The following is an 18,084-nucleotide window of genomic DNA, read 5'->3' as shown; positions in this document are numbered from 1 at the left end:
CAACTACGGAGATGGCAAAGGACCTGCGTTTCAACGTCGAGGCGCGGCAGCTGCTCGAATCGGGGGTGAACGCCCTCGCCGACGCGGTCAAGGTGACGCTCGGACCCAAGGGCCGCAACGCCGTCATCGAGAAGCTGACCGGACCGCCGACCATCACCAACGACGGCGTGACGATCGCCCGCGAGATCCAACTGCGCGACCCGTTCGCCAACATGGGCGCCCAGCTCGTCAAGGAGGTCGCCAACAAGACCAACGGGGTCGCGGGCGACGGCACCACCACCGCCACCGTGCTGGCCCAGGCCCTGGTCCGCGAGGGCCTGCGCGCGGTCGACGAGGGCGCCAACCCGATGCTGCTCAAGTCCGGCATCGAGCAGGCGGTCGCGGCCGTGCTCGGCGAACTCGCCGCGGGCACCCGGCAGATCACCGGACCGGAGGACCTCGCGCACGTGGCGACGCTGTCCGCCAACAACGACGCCGAGATCGGCGGCACCATCGCCGCCGCCATGGGCCGCGTCGGCCGCAGCGGCGTCGTCACCGTCGAGGAGTCGCCGTCCTTCGGGCTCGACGTGAGCTTCGTGGACGGCGTGGAATTCGACCACGGCTACATCTCGCCGTACATGGCCACCGACAAGGACCGTATGGAGACGGTCTTCGAGAACCCGTACATCCTGTTCACCAACGAGAAGATCTCCCGGGTGCAGCTGCTGATGCCGCTGCTGGAACAGGTCACCCGCAGCGGCAGCCCGCTGGTGATCCTGGCCGAGACCGTCGACGGGCCCGCGCTCGGCATGCTCGTGGCGAACAATGTGCACGACACCTTCAAGTCCGTGGTGGTGCGCGCGCCCGGCTTCGGGCACCGGCGGATCGCCGAACTGGAGGACCTCGCCGTCTTCACCGGCGGCCAGGTCGTCACCGGCGACGCGGGCCTCAGCCTGGACGCGGTCCGGCTGGACCAGCTGGGCCGCTGCCGGCGGATCACCGTCACCGAGTCCAGCACCACCCTGGTCGGCGGCGCCGGCGACGACGCGGCGGTGTCGGCGCGGATCGAGCAGGTCAAGCGCGAGCTGGAACGCGCCGAGAACGAGCACGACCGGGACAATCTCCAGCTCCGTATCGCCCGCATGTCGGGCAGTGTCGCCGTCATCCACGTCGGCGCCGCCACCGGCGTGGAACTCAAGGAGAAGCAGCACCGCGTCGAGGACTCGCTGTCCGCCACCCGCGCGGCCATCGAGGAGGGCATCGTCGCGGGCGGCGGCACCGCCCTGGCCCAGGCCGCCGCGGTGCTGACCGCCCTGGACCTGGCCGGCGACCAGGGCGCAGGGCGCGACATCGTCCGGCGGGCGCTCGGCGAACCGCTGCGCTGGATCGCCATCAACGCCGGATACGACGGCCAGCGGATCCTGGACCAGGTCGCCGAACTGCCCGCGGGGCACGGCTTCAACGCGCTGACCGGCGAATTCGGCGACATGTTCGCGCTCGGTGTGATCGACCCGCTGAAGGTCACCCGCTCCGCGCTGCGCAGCGCGGCCTCCATCGCGGCGCTGCTGCTCACCACGGAGACGCTGGTGGTCGAGGAGATCGTGCAGAATCCGGGCGCGATCGTCGCACCCGGCTTCGGCGACCTGGCCGAGGGCATGGTCCGGCCCTCCAACATCTACTGACGCGACCCGTGCCGACAACCCCCACGACCGAGAGGAGGCGGCCGTGTTCATGGCGAGACCGGGTCCGGTAGCGGTCCGCACGCCCCCCGGGACCGGCCGCCGCACTCCTGGGCGGCAGTCCGCGCACTTCGTCGGACCGGCGTTCGTGGCCGCGGTCGCCTATGTCGACCCCGGCAACTTCGCCACCAATGTGACGGCCGGCAGCCGCTACGGCTTCGCCCTGCTGTGGGTGGTGCTGGTCGCCAACGCGGTGGCGATGCTGGTGCAGTACCTGTCGGCCAAGCTCGGCATCGCGACCGGCATGAACCTGTCGGAGATGTGCCGGGAGCGGTACGGCCGCCGGCTGCGGATCGGCCTGTGGGTCCAGGCCGAACTGGTCATCATGATGACCGACCTGGCCGAGGTGGTCGGCGGCGCGCTCGCCCTGAACATGCTGTTCGGCGTGCCGCTGCCGGCCGGCGGCGCGCTCACGGTCGCCGGCATGCTGCTGGTCCTGCTGTTCCAGCAGCGCGGCCGGCGGCAGTTCGAGGCCGTGATCACGGCGCTGCTCGCGGTGGTGCTGGTGGCCTTCGTCTACCAGACCTTCCGCGCGCACATCGACGGCGGCGCGGCAGTGCGCGGGCTCGCGCCGAGCCTGCCGGGCCGGGACAGCGCACTGCTCGCGGTCGGCATCGTCGGGGCCACCGTCATGCCGCACGCGATCTATCTGCACTCGGCGCTCACGCAGGAACTGGTGCGGCCCGGGCGGGATTCGGCGGCACCCGGCTCGGACGGGCGACGTTCGGACGGGCGACGGTCGGACGGGCGACGGTCGGCCGGGACGGGGCTGGACGGGCGACGGTCGGCCCGGACGGGGCTCGCCGCCGCCCGGCGGGCCGGTGTACGGATGAGCGCGCTGGACGTGGTGGCGGCGCTGAGCATCGCCGCCGTGGTCAACGCGTCCATCCTGATGGCCGCGACGTCCCTGCACGGTTCGGGCGCGGACTCGCTGACCGACGCGTACGGCGCCTTCGGGACGATCTTCGGCGGCTTCGCGGCGACCGTCTTCGGGATCGCCCTGCTGGCCTCCGGGCTCGCCGCGTCCTGCGTCGGCGTCTACAGCGGGCAGATCGTCATGCAGGGCTTCCTGCGCCGCTCCGTCCCCATCTGGCAGCGCCGCCTGGTGTCGCTGCTGCCCGCCGCGGCCGTGCTCTGTCTCGGCGTCGACCCGACGCTCGCGCTGGTGCTCAGCCAGGTGGTGCTCTCCTTCGGGGTGCCCTTCGCCCTCGTGCCGCTGTTGCGGTTCACCGGGGATCCGGCGCTGATGGGGGAGTTGGTCAACCGGCGGGTGACCCGGGTGGCGGCGGTCGTCGCGGCGGCGCTGATCATCGCGATGAACGCCTATCTGATCGTGATGGTGGTCGCGTGAGGCGGCCCGGATCCCTTGCTCCAGGCGGTGGTTGAGACGGACAGCGAGACGCTCCGCTCGATCGCGGCGCCACTGGCCGAGGCGGGCTGCCTCGGCACCGTCGCCCTGCTGATCCACCGGGCGGCGCTGCGCCGGGTGGACTGGGACCTCATCCCGTCGGCCGCCCTGCCCCGGGTGCGGTGGTGGCTCCGCCACGGGCCGCCGCTGCTCCGGGCGAGCCTGACGCTCGCCGCCCTCGGCCTGGCCGGACTCGGCGCGGCCTGGCTGGGCGGCTGACACGGCCTGGCTGGGCGGCTGACGAGACTGCCCGCAAGGTCGTTCCCCGGCCCGGCCGCCCTCGCGGGTCAGGTCGCGCCGTCGCTCAACTCCACGAGTTTGGTGACCGTGTTCCAGTTGCGGGTCGAGGCGGTCAGGCCGAGGCGGCGGTCGGTGAAGAGCGGGGCGAGCTTGGAGTCGCGGACGCCGTCGGGGAAATGGGCGTAGATCTCGCGCTCGCCGGGGCGGAATTCGTCCGGCGCGTAGGCGGCCGGGTCGAGCGACGGGAGCTTGTCCAGGGGGACCGGTCCTGACAGGAAGGTCACCATGAAGCGGGACGGGTTGACGCCGTCCATGGGGAAGGGGTTGGACTCCATGACGCGTCGCAGATCCGCTCCGGTGCGTACCAGGCAGGCGACGGTCAGCCCCGTCCCGTCGGCGATGCGCTGCTCCAGGTCGGCGGCCAGGCGCAGCGGATCGGCCTCCTCGTGGGTGAACACGGCGTTGCCGCTCTGGAGATGGGTGCGGACGCCCGTGGCGCCGAGGTCGGCGAGGAGGTCGCGCAGGGTCTGCATGGGCAGCTTGTTCTTGCCACCCACATTGATGCCGCGCAGCAGCGCGACATAGCTCGTGCTCTTGCCTGTACTTGTGTCCGTGTCCGTGTCCGTGTTCGTCTTCGCGCGGGTCGTCACGGTGGTCACGCTAGCGGTCGGCACCGACAATCCGGAGAAAGGGGGGCGGTTCGGCGTCAGCACGGATCATGCGCGGTGTCGCTCGTTCGGAGGACGGGTCGGTCGCCGGAACGGTTCGGCAGGGCCGGGTCTGATTACGTTCGGGCATATGACCAGCATCCATGACAGGCCCGTCGTCACCGAACTGCGGCTGTCCGCCTTCAAGTCGCATCGGGGCGCCTCCTTCGGCTTCGGGCCGATCACCCTGCTGTCGGGCGCCAGCGGCACCGGCAAGTCGAGCGTGCTGGAGGCGCTGGCCGCGCTCGGCCGGCTGGCGTGCGGGGACGGGCTCGACGAGGTCTTCGGTTCCGCGGTGCGCGGCGGCGCGGCGGCGTGCGTGCCGCAGGACGCGCAGCCCGACGCCCAGGGGCGGCGCGGCTTCCGTATCGGCTGTACGGTCACGGGCCCGGTGGGTCCGGTACGGCTGGACGTGGCCGTGCAGGCGGAACCGACGCTGCGGATCGTCGGCGAGCGGCTCACCGGCGCGGGCGAGACGCTGCTGACCACGGCGTTGCGCGATCCCGAACGGCGCACCGTGCAGGCTGCCTGGCACACCGCGGGCCTGGTCGCGGTGACCCGGGCGCCGCTCCCGGACGACCGGCTGGCGACCGCGCTGCTGCCGCTGCGGGTCGCGGGGCGGACGGACGGCCAGCGGCTGGTGCTGGCCGCGGCCGAGCAGATGGTCGTCGCGCTGCGCGGGGTCTTCCCGATCGCGCCGCGGCCGGAGTTGATGCGTGCGCCGGTACCGGTCGGCGACGGCCGGCTGCGTGCCTCCTGCGACAACCTGTCGGCGGTCCTGGCCAGGACCGAGGGCGAGTGCGGGACGCGGCACGCTGCACTGGTCAACGCGGTACGGGCGGTGTGCAGTCCGCCGGTCGAGGGGATCACCGCGCTGCGCGCGGCGGCGGGGGGAGAGGTGGCCCCGGGCGCGGTGAATGTGGTGAGCGCCGCGTGCGCGTCGGGTACGTCGGGCGGTTCGGTCGCGTCGGGCCCGGTGGACTCGGTGATCGCCGCGGTGGACCGCGGCCCGCTCGGTCTGGTGCCGGTCGACCGCCTCGGTGATGGTGAACTGCGCTTCCTGGCCCTTGCGTTGGTGCTGCTCACCGGGCCGGGAGTGCTGGACGTCGACACGAGTACGGAGCTGCTGCCCGCCAGTCAGGTGCTGACCGTGCTGGGCGACGGGCTCGACCACGGCCTGGACCGGCGGCAGTTGGGCGAACTGCTGCGGCTGGCCGGACCCGCCGCCGAGCGGGGGCACATCAGGCTGCTGGGCACCGTCCAGGACGCCGGCTTCGCGGAGGGGCTCGGCGGGGTCTCGGTGACGGCACTCGGTGTACCGCGGCCCCGGCGCCGCGAGGATGCGGTAGACCAGTCGGGGTGACCGACGACATGGATCTGGCGGCGCTCCAGCGCCGCCTCGCCGCCTTCGCGGCGGCCCGCGACTGGCAGCCCTTCCACACACCCAAGAATCTGGCCGCGGCCCTCAGCGTGGAGGCCGCCGAACTGCTGGAGATCTTCCAGTGGTTGACCCCCGAGCAGGCGGCGGAGGTGATGGCGGACGAGGGCACCGCGCACCGCGTGCGGGACGAGGTCGCCGATGTGATGGCGTATCTGCTGCAGTTCTGCGAGGTGCTCGGCATCGATGTGCTGGCCGCGCTCGCGGCGAAGATCGACCGCAACGAACTGCGCTTCCCCCGGAAGGACGGGCCGCGGGAGCCCTCCTCGGGCGCTTCCGGCGGGGCTCCCGGCTCCTCCGGCTGACCAGGTTTCCCGGAGGTTTTCCACAGGCGGCCGGTTGTCCACAGATCTCCCGAGGGGCCTTTCACGGCCCGGCCCGTTTCTGTCACTCTGAGTTATGGCGAAGGGATCGCCGCAGGACAGAGGGGGTGCGGACCATGGACGCGGCACGACTTGTGGCCCAGGCGGAGCAGACGATGCGCGGGGCACCGCAGCCGGACGACATCATCGCGGAGGCGTGGCAGGCGTTCGAGCTGACCGAGGCGGTAGGACGGCTGCTCACGGCCGATCACGAACGGCCGGTGGTACGGGCCGGGCCGGGGCCCGTGGTGGGGGCCGCCGGTGGCGATCCGCCGAGGGCGGTGCGGCTGACCGGGGTGCGCGACCCCGAGGGCACACTGCGGGCGCTGCGGACCCTGCTCGGCGAGATCGGCCTCGCCCTGGTCGCGGTCACCTGCACCGCCGAGGACGAGGCGGCCTACTGGAACTGCATCGAAGCGCTGGACGCGGTCGACGAGGCCAAGGACCGGGTGCGCGCGCTGACCCGGGAGACCAGGGGGGAGGGGCGATGACGGAACCGGTCGCGGCGCGGACGACAGCCGCGCCCCGCGCGGACGGCGGACCTTTCCCGGAGGTGTCTTTCGCACGCTCCCGCGCGGTGGGGGCAGGATGGAGGAATGGATCTCCGAATCTTCACCGAGCCCCAGCAAGGGGCCGACTACGACACCCTCCTCACCGTCGCCAAGGCGACCGAGGACCTCGGCTTCGACGCCTTCTTCCGGTCGGACCACTATCTGAAGATGGGCGACACGGACGGCCTGCCCGGACCCACGGACGCGTGGATCACACTGGCCGGCCTCGCCCGCGAGACCCGTCGGATCAGGCTCGGCACCCTCATGACGGCTGGCACCTTCCGGCTGCCCGGTGTGCTGGCGATCCAGGTCGCGCAGGTGGACCGGATGTCGGGCGGCCGGATCGAGTTCGGGCTCGGCGCGGGCTGGTTCGAGGAGGAGCACACCGCGTACGGCATCCCCTTCCCCAAGGAGAAGATCGCCCGTCTCGAAGAGCAGTTGGCGGTCATCACCGGCCTGTGGCAGACGCCGGTCGGCAAGACCTTCGACTACGACGGGACGTTCTACCAGCTCAAGGACTCGCCGGCGCTGCCCAAGCCGGCGCAGGCGAAGATCCCGGTCCTGATCGGCGGCCTCGGCGCCAAGCGGACCCCGGAGCTGGCGGCACGCTACGCCGACGAGTTCAACATCCCCTTCGCCTCGGTGGCCGACAGCGGGCAGCAGATCGGCCGGGTCCGCGCCGCGGCGGAGGCGGCCGGGCGCGGTGCGGACGACCTGGTGTACTCCAACGCCCTGGTGGTCTGCGTCGGCAAGGACGACGCCGAGGTGGCGCGCAGGGCGGCGGCGATCGGCCGGGAGGTCGACGAGCTGAAGGCGAACGGTCTCGCGGGGTCGCCCGCCGAGGTCGTGGACCGGATCGGGCAGTACGCGGAACAGGGCGCCACCCGCTTCTACCTCCAGGTCCTCGACCTGTCCGACCTGGACCACCTGGAGCTGATCTCGTCCCAGGTCCGCACCCAGGTGGGCTGAGGCCGCGATGTCCCCGCCGCCCGTACCTCCGCCCGCACCGCTGTTCCCGGCGGCGGGTGCCGGCGCGGGTTCCGCCACGGGCGGCGGCAGGGCGCTGGTGCTGGACGGCGGGCTGTCCAACCAGCTCGCCGACCAGGGCTGCGACCTGTCCGACCCGCTCTGGTCCGCGCGGCTGCTCGCCGACGCGCCGGAGCAGATCGAGGCCGCGCACACCGCCTATGTGCGGGCCGGCGCCCAGGTGCTGATCACCGCCAGCTACCAGGCCACGTACGAGGGGTTCGCCCGGCGCGGGACCGGGCGGGCCGAGGCGTCCGCGCTGCTGGCGCGCAGCGTGGAACTGGCCCGGCGGGCGGCGGCCGGCGGCACGGACGTGCGGGTCGCGGCGTCCGTGGGACCGTACGGGGCGATGCTCGCGGACGGCAGCGAATACCGTGGGCGGTACGGGCTGAGCGTGCGGGAGCTGGAGCGTTTCCACCGGCCGCGGATCGAGACGCTGGCGGCGGCCGGCCCCGATGTGCTGGCCCTGGAGACGGTGCCGGACGCCGACGAGGCGGAAGCGCTGCTGCGGGCGGCGGAGGGAGCCGGGGTCCCGGTCTGGCTCTCCTACACCGTGGAAGGCGAGCGGACGCGGGCGGGCCAGCCGCTGGCGGAGGCGTTCACGGTGGCGGCGGGCAGGGACGAGGTGGCCGCGGTGGGCGTCAACTGCTGCGCCCCGGCCGACGCGGAGCACGCCGTGCGGGTGGCGGCGGCGGTCACCGGCAAACCGGCCGTCGTCTACCCCAACAGCGGGGAGCGGTGGGACGCCGGGACCCGGCGCTGGCGCGGCGGCAGCACCTTCGACCCGGCGCGGGTGACCGCCTGGCGGACGGCGGGCGCCCGGCTGATCGGCGGCTGCTGCCGGGTCGGCCCGGCGGAGATCGGCGCGCTGGCCGCGGTGCTGGGCGGCGGCGAGGGCCGGTCTGCGGGACAAATTCCGTAGTCGGCGGGGGAGGGGTGAGGGAATACTCGGTCAGGTGTTCCTGACGATCTCCACCACCGGCACCGCGGCCGCCCCGGCCACTGACCTGGGGTTCCTGCTGCACAAGCACCCGGAGAAGGCGCAGACCTTCTCCACCTCCTACGGCACCGCGCACGTCTTCTACCCCGAGGCGAGCGCGGAGCGGACGACGGCCGCGCTGCTGCTGGAGGTCGATCCGCCCGCACTCGTGCGGCGCGGGAAGGGCAAGGGCAGGGGCGGCGCGCCCGACGCCGCGCTCGCGCAGTATGTGAACGACCGGCCCTACGCCGCGTCGTCACTGCTCGCGGTGGCGCTGCGCACGGTTTTCTCCACGGCGCTGCGCGGAGAGTGCCGGACGCTGCCCGAGCGGGCCGCGGCCCCGCTGCCGCTGCGGGTCGAGATCCCGGCGGTGTCCGCCCGGGGCGGCGCAGACCTGGTCGCCCGGCTCTTCGAGCCGCTCGGCTGGCGGGTGGAGGCCGAGGCGGTGCCGCTGGACACACGGTTCCCCGAGTGGGGCGACTCGCGCTATGTGCGGCTGGTGCTGGAGGGCGAGCTGCGCCTGGCGGACGCGCTGCGGCAGATCTATGTGCTGCTGCCGGTGCTCGACGACGCCAAGCACTACTGGGTGTCGGCGGACGAGGTGGACAAGCTGCTGCGCTTCGGCGAGGGCTGGCTGGCCGAGCACCCCGAGCAGAAGCTGATCACCCGGCGCTATCTGTCCCGGCGCTGGGCGCTCACCCGGCAGGCGAACGAGCGGCTGGAGCTGGCCCGGCTGGCCGACGCCGACGACATCGAGGTCGAGGAGATCGACAACGCGGTCGAGGACGACAGCACGGGACCCGACGGGGAGACCGAGGAACGGCCCGCGCCGCTCGCCGTCCAGCGGCGCGAGGCGATCCTCGCGGCGCTGCGCGACTCCGGTGCCGCGCGGGTGCTTGACCTGGGCTGCGGGCAGGGCCAGTTGGTGGCGGCACTGCTCAAGGACGTGCGGTACACCGACATCGTCGGCGTGGACGTATCGGCGCGGGCGCTGGAGATCGCGGCCCGGCGGCTGCGCCTGGACCGGCTGAGCGAGCGGCAGGCGTCGCGGGTCACGCTGCTCCAGGGCTCGTTGGCGTACACCGACGCCCGGCTCAAGGGGTACGACGCGGCCGTGCTGTGCGAGGTGATCGAGCACCTCGACCTGCCGCGGCTGCCCGCCCTGGAATACGCGGTCTTCGGCTCCGCACGGCCGCGGACCGTGGTCGTGACGACGCCGAACGTCGAGTACAACGTGCGGTGGGAGACGCTGCCCGCGGGCCACGCGCGCCACTCCGACCACCGTTTCGAGTGGAGCCGCGCCGAATTCCGCGACTGGGCGACGGCCGTCGCCGCCCGGCACGGCTACGACGTCGGCCTCGCACCGATCGGCCCCGACGACCCCGAGGTCGGCCCGCCCACCCAGATGGCGGTGTTCACCCTCGGCACGACCGCGAGCGCGACCACCCACGACACGACCAAGGACAAGAAGAAGGAGGTGGCGGCATGACCGCACCACGTACCCTGCCCGTCACCGATCTGTCGCTCGTCGTCCTGATCGGTTCCACCGGCTCCGGCAAGTCCACCTTCGCCGCACGCCACTTCAAGCCGACCGAGGTGATCTCCTCCGACTTCTGCCGTGGCCTGGTCAGCGACGACGAGAACGACCAGAGCGCGACCGGTGACGCCTTCGACGTACTGCACTACATCGCCGGCAAGCGGCTCGCGGCCGGCCGCCGCACCGTCGTGGACGCCACCAATGTGCAGCCGGAGAGCCGGAAGCACCTGGTGGCGCTGGCCCGGGAGTACGACGTGCTGCCGATCGCCATCGTCCTGGACGTACCGGAGCAGGTGTGCGCCGAGCGCAACGCCGGGCGCCCGGACCGGGCGGCGCTGCCGCGCCACGTCATCCAGCGGCACCAGCGCGAACTGCGCCGCTCGCTGCGCGGCCTGGAGCGCGAGGGCTTCCGCAAGGTGCACATCCTGCGCGGCACCGAGGAGATCGAGGCCGCCGAGATCGTCACCGAGCGCCGCTACAACGACCTGACGCATCTGACCGGCCCCTTCGACATCATCGGCGACATCCACGGATGCAGCTCGGAGCTGGAGACGCTGCTGGCCGCACTGGGCTACGTGGACGGCGCGCACCCCGACGGCCGCACCGCCGTGTTCGTCGGCGACCTGGTGGACCGCGGCCCCGACAGCCCCGGTGTGCTGCGCCGCGTCATGGGCATGGTCGCCGCGGGCACCGCCCTGTGCGTCCCCGGCAACCACGAGAACAAGCTCGGCCGCTACCTCAAGGGCCGCAAGGTGCAGCACACCCACGGACTGGCCGAGACCATCGAGCAGTTGGAGCGCGAGGACGCCCGCGACCCCGAGTTCCGCAAGCGGGTCGCGGACTTCATCGACGGCCTGATCAGCCACTATGTGCTGGACGGCGGCAAGCTGGTGGTCTGCCACGCGGGCCTGCCGGAGAAGTACCACGGCCGCACCTCCGGCCGGGTCCGCTCGCACGCGCTGTACGGCGACACCACGGGCGAGACCGACGAGTTCGGCCTGCCCGTGCGCTACCCGTGGGCCGAGGACTACCGGGGCCGCGCCGCCGTCGTCTACGGCCACACACCGGTCCCCAACACGTCCTGGATCAACAACACCATCTGCCTCGACACCGGAGCGGTCTTCGGCGGCAGGATGACGGCCCTGCGCTGGCCCGAGCGCGAGATCGTCGACGTCCCCGCCGAGCGGGTCTGGTACGAGCCCGCCAAGCCGCTGGTCACCGAGGCGCCCGGCGGTCACGACGGGCGCCCGCTCGACCTGGCCGACGTCACCGGCCGGCGGATCGTGGAGACCAGCCGGATGGGGCGGCTCGCGGTGCGCGAGGAGAACGCGGCGGCGGCCCTGGAGGTGATGAGCCGCTTCGCGGTCGACCCGCGGCTGCTGGCCTACCTGCCGCCGACGATGGCGCCTTGCGCGACCTCGCGCCAGGAGGGCTATCTGGAGCACCCGGCGGAGGCGTTCGCCGCCTACCGGGAGGACGGCGTCGAGCAGGTCGTCTGCGAGGAGAAGCACATGGGCTCCCGCGCGGTCGCCCTGGTCTGCCGCGACGAGGTCGCCGCCGAGAAGCACTTCGGTGTGACCGGCGGCCCGACCGGGACGCTGCACACCCGTACCGGGCGGCCGTTCTTCGACGACGCGGCCGTCACCGAGGAGGTGCTGGCCCGGCTGCGGGCCGCCGTCACCACGGCCGGCCTGTGGGAGGAGCTGTCCACCGACTGGCTGCTGCTCGACGCCGAGTTGCTGCCCTGGTCGCTCAAGGCGTCCGGTCTGCTGCGCAAGCAGTACGCGGCGGTCGGCGCCGCGGCCGGTGCCGTCTTCCCGGCCGCGCTGAGCGCGCTCGACGCGGCGGCGGCCCGGGGCACCGACGTCGGGGGCCTGCTCGGCAGGCAGCGCGAACGGGCCGCGGACGCGGCGGCGTTCACCGACGCCTACCGCCGCTACTGCTGGACCACCGACGGCCTGGAGGGTGTGCGGCTGGCACCCTTCCAGCTGCTCGCCGTGCAGGGCCGCAGCCTCACCGGGCTGCCGCACGACCAGCAGTTGGCGCTGATCGACCGGCTGGTGGAGGCCGACCCGAGCGGGCTGCTCAGGACGACCCGGCGGCTGCTGGTCGACACCTCCGACGAGGAGTCGGTCGCGGCCGGTGTGCGGTGGTGGCTGGAGCTGACCGGCGAGGGCGGCGAGGGCATGGTCGTCAAGCCGCTCGCCGCGCTGGTCCGCGACGCCAAGGGCCGCTTGGTGCAGCCGGGCATCAAGTGCCGGGGACGGGAGTATCTGCGGATCATCTACGGTCCCGAGTACACCCGCCCCGAGCACCTGGAGCGGCTGAGGTCCCGCTTCCTCGGCCACAAGCGCTCGCTCGCCCTGCGCGAGTACGCGCTCGGCCTGGAGGCCGTGGACCGGCTGGCGGGCGGCGAGCCCCTGTGGCGCGTCCACGAGGCGGTCTTCGCCGTCCTGGCCCTGGAGTCCGAGCCGGTCGACCCCCGGCTCTGACCCCTCCGCGCACCGCCCCGTGCGCGGACCCGTCCCGGAGCACCGGACCCGGGGCACCGGCGCACCCCGCGCCGGCGCCCCGGGCATCCCGGACCGGGGGCACCTCAGATGCGGGCGTGCCCGCCGGGCGTGTGGCCGAACGCCCGCCGGAAGACGTCGATGAAGGCGCTCGCCGACGACCAGCCGCAGCGCAGCGCCACCTGCGTGATCGAATGCCCCTCGCTGAGCAGTACCAGCGCCTGGTAGAGGCGCAGTTGGGTGCGCCACTGCGGAAAGGTCATCCCGACCTCGGTGCGGAAGAGCCGGCTGAGGGTGCGTTCGTTCGCGCCGACCTGCGCCCCGAGGGCGGCGAGCGTCCGCGGGTCGGCGGGGTCGCGGTGCAGCATCGCGCAGACCGCCGCGAGGCGGGCGTCGGTGGGGGTGGGCAGATGCACCGGCTGCTGCGGCGAGGCGCGCAGCTGGTCCAGGAGGACGGCCCGCATCCGCCGGTGCTCCGGCCGTCCCGCGCCGCCCGCCGACCGGGCCCCGCCCCCGCCTCCGGCCTCGGCGTCGTCGTGCTCCCGCGTGTAAGTGAGGATCAGCTCGCGCAGCAGCGGATTGACCGTCAGCGCGGCGGGCGCCGCGAGACCGAGCGGATTGACCGACGCGGGCAGACCGATGGTGTGCAACCGCAGCTCGCCATGGGCGCGGTGCGCGTGCGTGGTGCGCCGGTCGTACGTGGTCTCCGCCGTCGCGGTCGCCGGGGTGCTGCTGGTGCCGGGCCCCGCCCTGTACCTCTTCGTCGCGCTCACCTCGGCCGGCCTCTACGTCCCCTTCTCCCTCCAGGTCACCCTGGGCCAGGACTACTTGCCCTCCCGCGTGGGCACCGCCAGCGGCGTCACGCTCGGCCTCGCCGTCAGCGTCGGCGGCGTCGCCACCCCGCTCTTCGGCGCCCTCGCCGACGCCACCTCCCTGCGGGTCGCCCTGCTGCCGCTGATCGCGCTGCCGGTGATCGGCTGGTTCTTCACCCGGCCGCTGCGCGAGCCGGAGACCCCGGCGTGGTCGTGACCGTAAATCCATCGATTCGAGTTGGCCGGCCCAGCGGAAACGGGTGCCGGACGGGCCCGGCGGACAACCGGCCACCATGGCCACGGACCCGGCGCTCACACCCAACGACCGGCCGCCGACCGGTTAATCCAACGTATTGACAAACATTCCGGCGCATTCGTAGGTTCTCAGGGCACGGGCCCGCACCCGCCGGCAGCGACAGGAGACCTCACCCCATGCACGACGACCGTCAGCTGGTCGAGGCGCGCCTCGAACGTGTCCTGAGGGAGCGCATCCGCCCCGCCGTCCACCCGCGGACCGCGCCTCTGGACGTCGAGATCTGGTCCGCGTCCGGCGAACCCGTCCCCGTGGCCGAAGGTCTGGCGGCGCCGACCCGGCCGATCGCCGAAGGCACCCCGTGGGGTTCGCCGTGGGGGACCAGTTGGTTCAAGGTCACCGGAGAGGTCCCCGCCGATTGGGCCGGGCACACCGTCGAGGCCGTACTGGACCTCGGCTTCACCCCGCGCACTCCCGGCTTCCAGTGCGAGGGCCTGGTCTACCGGCCCGACGGCACCCCCGTGAAAGGACTCCACCCGCGCAACTCCTATGTGCGGGTGGGCTCCCCGGTGGCCGGCGGCGAGCGGGTGGAGTGGCGGATCGAGGCCGCCTCCAACCCCGATCTCGACGCGAGCGGCGTCCCTTTCCGGCCGACGCCGATGGGCGACCTGTCCACGGCGGGTAACGCGCCGCAGTACGTGCTCGGCGCGATGCGGCTGGCCGTCTTCGACGAGACGGTGTGGGACCTGGTCGCCGACCTGGAGGTGCTCGGCGAGCTGATGGCCGAACTGCCCGTGGACGGCGCCCGCCGCTGGGAGATCCTGCGCGCCGTCAGCAGGGCACTGGACGCCGTGGACCTCCAGGACGTGGGCGGCACCGCGCAGGCCGCGCGGGACGAACTGGCCGGTGTGCTGGCCGCGCCCGCCGCCCCCGCCGCGCACCGGATCAGCGCGGTCGGCCACGCCCACATCGACTCAGCATGGCTGTGGCCGCTGCGCGAGACGGTACGGAAGGTCGCCAGGACCGCCTCCAACATGACGGCGCTGCTGGCGGACGAGCCCGAGTTCGTCTTCGCCATGTCGCAGGCGCAGCAGTTCGCCTGGCTCAAGGAGCACCGGCCCGAGGTCTGGGAAAAGGTCAGGGCGGCCGTGGCCGACGGACGCTTCGTCCCGGTGGGCGGTATGTGGGTGGAGTCCGACACCAACATGCCCGGCTCCGAGGCGATGGCCCGCCAATTCGTGCACGGCAAGCGCTTCTTCCTCGACGAATTCGGCATCGAGAGCGAGGAGGCGTGGCTGCCGGACACCTTCGGCTTCGCCGCCGGGCTCCCGCAGATCATCAGGGCCGCAGGCGTGCGCAGGCTGCTGACCCAGAAGATCTCCTGGAGCCGCACCAACAGCTTCCCGCACCACACCTTCTTGTGGGAGGGCGTGGACGGCTCCCGGGTCTTCACCCACTTCCCGCCGGTCGACTCGTACAACTGCGAGATCCAGGGCGCCCAACTCGCGCACGCGGCACGGAATTTCAAGGAGAAGGGCGTCGCGACGCGCTCGCTCGCGCCGACCGGTTACGGCGACGGCGGGGGCGGCACCACCCGCGAGATGGTGGCCAGGGCGGCGCGGCTGCGCAGCCTGGAGGGCTCGCCCACGGTGCGCTGGGAGGCGCCGGCCGCGTTCTTCGACAAGGCCGAGGCCGAGTACCCGAATCCGCCGGTCTGGGTCGGCGAGCTGTATCTGGAACTGCACCGTGCGACCCTGACCAGCCAGGCGCAGACCAAGCGCGGCAACCGGCGCAGCGAATCCCTGCTGCGGGAGGCCGAGCTGTGGTCGGCGACGGCGGCGGCACGTACCGGATTCCCGTACCCGTACGACGAGTTGGATCGCATCTGGAAGACGGTGCTGCTGCACCAGTTCCACGACATCCTGCCCGGCTCCTCCATCGCCTGGGTGCACCGCGAGGCCCGCGCGACCTACGCCCGGCTGGCCGGGGAGCTGGACGGCCTGATCACCGCCGCCCAGAGCGCGCTGGCCGGTGAGGGGACGGTGCCGCTGGCCTTCAACGGCGCCCCGCACGCCCGCGGCGGCGTCCCCGCGGGCGGCGCCACCACCCCCGACGCCGAGTCCCGGGCCGGCGCGGTGCCCCCCGTCGCGCGCCGGGGCGGCGGTTACGTGCTCGACAACGGCCTGCTGCGGGTCGAGGTCGACGCCCGTGGCCTGGTCGTCTCCGCCCGCGACCTGATGTCCGGCCGCGAGGCGATCGCCCCGGACCGGGCGGCCAACCTCCTCCAGCTCCATCCCGACTTCCCCAACCAGTGGGACGCGTGGGACGTCGACGCCTTCTACCGCAACACCGGCCGCGACCTGACCGAGGTCACCGAACTGGCCGTGGACGGCGCGGCGGTCCGCGTGGAACGCGCCTTCGGCGCCTCCCGCGTCACCCAACTGCTGTCCGTGCCGCTCGGTGTGGGGCGCCTCGACATCGACACCGAGGTGGACTGGCACGAGCGCGAACGCTTCCTCAAGCTCGCCTTCCCGCTGGACGTCAAGGCCGACCGGTACGCCGCCGAGACGCAGTTCGGCCACGTCCACCGGCCCACCCACCAGAACACCAGCTGGGAATGGGCGAAGTTCGAGGCGTGCAACCACCGCTTCGTGCACGTGGACGAGCCCGGCTGGGGCGTGGCCGTCGTCAACGACGCGACGTACGGGCACGATGTGACGCGTACGGTGCGGGCCGACGGCGGGACGACCACGACCGTACGGGCCTCCCTGCTGCGCGCTCCCCGCTACCCCGACCCCGAGACCGACCAGGGCGTGCACCGCTTCCACCACGCGCTGGTGCCCGGGGCGGCCATCGACGACGCGGTCCGCGAGGGCTACCGGGCCAATCTCCCCGAACGCCGGGTGACCGGGGCCGCTCCGGTGGCGCCGCTGGTGACCGTGGACGAGGACGCGGTCGTGGTGAGCGCCGTCAAGCTGGCCGACGACCGCAGCGGCGACCTGGTCGTCCGGCTCTACGAGGCGCACGGCGGCCGGGCCCGCGCCACCGTCTCGGTGGCCGACGGCTACGCCACCGGACGTGCCGTACTGACCGACCTGCTGGAGCGGCCGCTTCCCGACGCGCCCGCGCCGGCCAGCGGGCAGGGCGACGTACGGCTCGCGCTGCGGCCCTTCCAGATGGTGACCGTCCGCATCCCGCGCGGCGAGGACCCGGACGGTGCGTGAGGCGGCGCGTGAGACGGTGTGCGAAGAGGCGGGGGTGACGGTGCGCGGAGGGGACGGGGTGACGGCCGGCGGGAAGGACCGGGGGACGGCGTCCGTGATCCGGCGCGGCGCCAATCTGCCGCGCGTCGGCGACTTCAACGAGTCCGTGGTCCTGGACGCCATCCGCCGGCACCCCACCGGCCTGAGCCGGGTCGAACTGGCCCGTGCCACCGGCCTGTCCTCGCAGACCGTCTCCAACATCACCCGCAGGCTTCTCGACCAGGGTGTGGCACGGGAGTCCGGCAAGCAGCCGATGGGGAACGGCAAGCCCCGCACCCTGCTGGAGATCGTGCCCGCCTCCCGTTACGCGCTCGGCGTGCACCTCGACCCGGCCGTCATCACCTGTGTGCTGGTCGACCTGCTCGGTACCGTGGTGGCCCAGCGCAGCCGGGCCACACCGCGCGGCGGCGACACCGACAAGATCGCCGCCGACATGGCGGCCTCGGTCTCCGGCCTCGTCGCCGAATCGGGCGCCGACCGGGACCGCATCCTGGGCCTGGGCATCGCCGCCCCCGGCCCCATCGACGCGACGGCCGGCTGGGTGGTCGACCCGCCGGAACTCCACGGCTGGGGCCGCTATCCGCTGCGCGACCGGCTCAGCGAGGCGACCGGGTTCACCGCGGTCCTCGACAAGGACGTCACCGCCGCGGTCGTCGCCGAGCGCTGGACCGGCGCGGCCACCGACAGCCGCAATCTGCTCTTCTTCTACTTCGGCACGGGCACCGGCATGGGCATGGTCGTGGACGACGCCGTGCTGCGCGGCGTCTCGGGGAACGCGGGCGAGGTCGGCGGCCTGGGCGCCGGGTGCTCGACCAGGACCCTGGTCGAGGAGGCGGTCGCGCTCGGGGTGCTCGGCACCGAATACGCGGTGACCAATCCGGCCGACGCGCAGCGCGGGGTGGAACGGCTGGCGGCCATGACCGCGGAGGGCGACGCGCGGGCGGACGGCATCCTCGAACGCCTCGCCATCCGCATCGGCCGCGGTGTCTGCACCGCGGCGACCCTGCTGGACATCGACACCATCGTCTTCGGCGGCCCGACCTGGCACCTGCTCGCGGACCGGCTGCTGCCGACCATCGAACCCATGGTCGCCGGTTCGCCGTTCGTGAAGGCCACCCACCCGACGGCGGTCGTCTCCACGACCCTCGGCGCGAATGTGGCGGCGGTGGGGGCGGCCTCCCTCGTCCTGGACAGCACGCTCTCCGCCCAGCCCAGGACCCTGCTGCTGACCTGAGCCCGGCACCGGCACCGGCCCCGGCCCCGGCACGCGTCCGCGGGCA

Annotated in this window: 13 protein-coding genes and 2 pseudogenes; 13 read left to right on the top strand and 2 right to left on the bottom strand. The window is 73.2% G+C overall.

Features of this window, described 5'->3' with window-relative positions:
- Window positions 1-11 precede the first annotated feature (11 nt).
- The 3 genes from groL to BM076_RS12490 are packed head-to-tail and all read left to right on the top strand — an operon-like array spanning window position 12 to window position 3,345.
- Window positions 12-1,661: a chaperonin GroEL gene (gene groL, locus BM076_RS12500; protein ID WP_093713539.1), complete on the top strand. Its 1,650-nt coding sequence runs from the start codon at window positions 12-14 to the stop codon at window positions 1,659-1,661.
- A gap of 49 nt (window positions 1,662-1,710) precedes the next feature.
- The gene (locus BM076_RS12495; protein ID WP_093713668.1) at window positions 1,711-3,069 is read left to right on the top strand and encodes an Nramp family divalent metal transporter; all 1,359 of its coding nucleotides are present in this window, start codon (window positions 1,711-1,713) and stop codon (window positions 3,067-3,069) included.
- A 27-nt stretch (window positions 3,070-3,096) separates the two neighbouring features.
- Complete coding sequence (locus BM076_RS12490) at window positions 3,097-3,345, top strand: hypothetical protein (RefSeq protein ID WP_143120561.1); 249 nt, start codon at window positions 3,097-3,099, stop codon at window positions 3,343-3,345.
- 68 nt (window positions 3,346-3,413) lie between these two features.
- On the opposite strand, the gene BM076_RS12485 is transcribed toward BM076_RS12490, so the two are convergent.
- On the bottom strand, window positions 3,414-4,016 hold the full coding sequence (locus BM076_RS12485; protein WP_093713667.1) for a DUF1697 domain-containing protein: 603 nt from the start codon (window positions 4,014-4,016) through the stop codon (window positions 3,414-3,416).
- Between the two features lie 148 nt (window positions 4,017-4,164).
- Here BM076_RS12485 and BM076_RS12480 point away from each other — a divergent pair, with 148 nt between their 5' ends.
- The 7 genes from BM076_RS12480 (at window position 4,165) to BM076_RS12450 (ending at window position 12,458) form a co-directional block, all read left to right on the top strand.
- Window positions 4,165-5,436, top strand: a complete 1,272-nt coding sequence (locus BM076_RS12480; protein WP_093713537.1) for an AAA family ATPase — start codon at window positions 4,165-4,167, stop codon at window positions 5,434-5,436.
- An 8-nt stretch (window positions 5,437-5,444) separates the two neighbouring features.
- Complete coding sequence (locus BM076_RS12475; RefSeq protein ID WP_093713666.1) at window positions 5,445-5,816, top strand: nucleotide pyrophosphohydrolase; 372 nt, start codon at window positions 5,445-5,447, stop codon at window positions 5,814-5,816.
- 134 nt (window positions 5,817-5,950) lie between these two features.
- Complete coding sequence (locus tag BM076_RS12470) at window positions 5,951-6,364, top strand: DUF6099 family protein (RefSeq protein ID WP_093713665.1); 414 nt, start codon at window positions 5,951-5,953, stop codon at window positions 6,362-6,364.
- Window positions 6,365-6,469: 105 nt separating this feature from the next.
- Window positions 6,470-7,393 carry an LLM class F420-dependent oxidoreductase gene (locus tag BM076_RS12465; RefSeq protein ID WP_093713536.1) on the top strand — a complete coding sequence of 308 codons (924 nt, stop codon included), beginning with the start codon at window positions 6,470-6,472 and terminating at the stop codon, window positions 7,391-7,393.
- Window positions 7,394-7,400: 7 nt separating this feature from the next.
- The gene (mmuM, locus tag BM076_RS12460) at window positions 7,401-8,372 is read left to right on the top strand and encodes a homocysteine S-methyltransferase (protein WP_093713535.1); all 972 of its coding nucleotides are present in this window, start codon (window positions 7,401-7,403) and stop codon (window positions 8,370-8,372) included.
- Window positions 8,373-8,406: 34 nt separating this feature from the next.
- On the top strand, window positions 8,407-9,918 hold the full coding sequence (locus BM076_RS12455) for a 3' terminal RNA ribose 2'-O-methyltransferase Hen1 (protein ID WP_093713534.1): 1,512 nt from the start codon (window positions 8,407-8,409) through the stop codon (window positions 9,916-9,918).
- Window positions 9,915-12,458: a polynucleotide kinase-phosphatase gene (locus BM076_RS12450; protein WP_093713533.1), complete on the top strand. Its 2,544-nt coding sequence runs from the start codon at window positions 9,915-9,917 to the stop codon at window positions 12,456-12,458. The genes BM076_RS12455 and BM076_RS12450 overlap by 4 nt, the downstream gene beginning before the upstream one ends.
- Before the next feature lie 104 nt (window positions 12,459-12,562).
- Here BM076_RS12450 and BM076_RS12445 read toward each other — a convergent pair.
- Window positions 12,563-13,162: pseudogene (locus BM076_RS12445) on the bottom strand (helix-turn-helix transcriptional regulator); the annotation flags it as partial.
- Here BM076_RS12445 and BM076_RS12440 point away from each other — a divergent pair.
- From BM076_RS12440 to BM076_RS12430, 3 genes and pseudogenes are all read left to right on the top strand, one after another.
- Window positions 13,152-13,505 (top strand): annotated as a pseudogene (locus BM076_RS12440) (MFS transporter); the annotation flags it as partial. The pseudogenes BM076_RS12445 and BM076_RS12440 overlap by 11 nt on opposite strands.
- Before the next feature lie 215 nt (window positions 13,506-13,720).
- Complete coding sequence (locus BM076_RS12435) at window positions 13,721-16,765, top strand: alpha-mannosidase (protein WP_093713531.1); 3,045 nt, start codon at window positions 13,721-13,723, stop codon at window positions 16,763-16,765.
- Window positions 16,766-16,805: 40 nt separating this feature from the next.
- The gene (locus tag BM076_RS12430) at window positions 16,806-18,038 is read left to right on the top strand and encodes an ROK family transcriptional regulator (protein WP_322935271.1); all 1,233 of its coding nucleotides are present in this window, start codon (window positions 16,806-16,808) and stop codon (window positions 18,036-18,038) included.
- Window positions 18,039-18,084: the final 46 nt, after the last annotated feature.

The sequence above is a fragment of the Actinacidiphila alni genome (genome assembly GCF_900112845.1).
In the GTDB taxonomy this organism is placed as follows: domain Bacteria; phylum Actinomycetota; class Actinomycetes; order Streptomycetales; family Streptomycetaceae; genus Actinacidiphila; species Actinacidiphila alni.
This window is presented reverse-complemented; position numbering and strand designations above follow the sequence as displayed.

Excerpts from the sequence above, each read along its gene's own strand:
- groL (WP_093713539.1), top strand. The coding sequence starts at position 12 with ATGGCAAAGGACCTGCGTTTCAACGTCGAGGCGCGGCAGCTGCTCGAA.
- BM076_RS12495 (WP_093713668.1), top strand. The coding sequence starts at position 1,711 with ATGGCGAGACCGGGTCCGGTAGCGGTCCGCACGCCCCCCGGGACCGGC.
- BM076_RS12480 (WP_093713537.1), top strand. The coding sequence starts at position 4,165 with ATGACCAGCATCCATGACAGGCCCGTCGTCACCGAACTGCGGCTGTCC.
- BM076_RS12475 (WP_093713666.1), top strand. The coding sequence starts at position 5,445 with ATGGATCTGGCGGCGCTCCAGCGCCGCCTCGCCGCCTTCGCGGCGGCC.
- BM076_RS12470 (WP_093713665.1), top strand. The coding sequence starts at position 5,951 with ATGGACGCGGCACGACTTGTGGCCCAGGCGGAGCAGACGATGCGCGGG.
- BM076_RS12465 (WP_093713536.1), top strand. The coding sequence starts at position 6,470 with ATGGATCTCCGAATCTTCACCGAGCCCCAGCAAGGGGCCGACTACGAC.
- mmuM (WP_093713535.1), top strand. The coding sequence starts at position 7,401 with ATGTCCCCGCCGCCCGTACCTCCGCCCGCACCGCTGTTCCCGGCGGCG.
- BM076_RS12450 (WP_093713533.1), top strand. The coding sequence starts at position 9,915 with ATGACCGCACCACGTACCCTGCCCGTCACCGATCTGTCGCTCGTCGTC.
- BM076_RS12435 (WP_093713531.1), top strand. The coding sequence starts at position 13,721 with ATGCACGACGACCGTCAGCTGGTCGAGGCGCGCCTCGAACGTGTCCTG.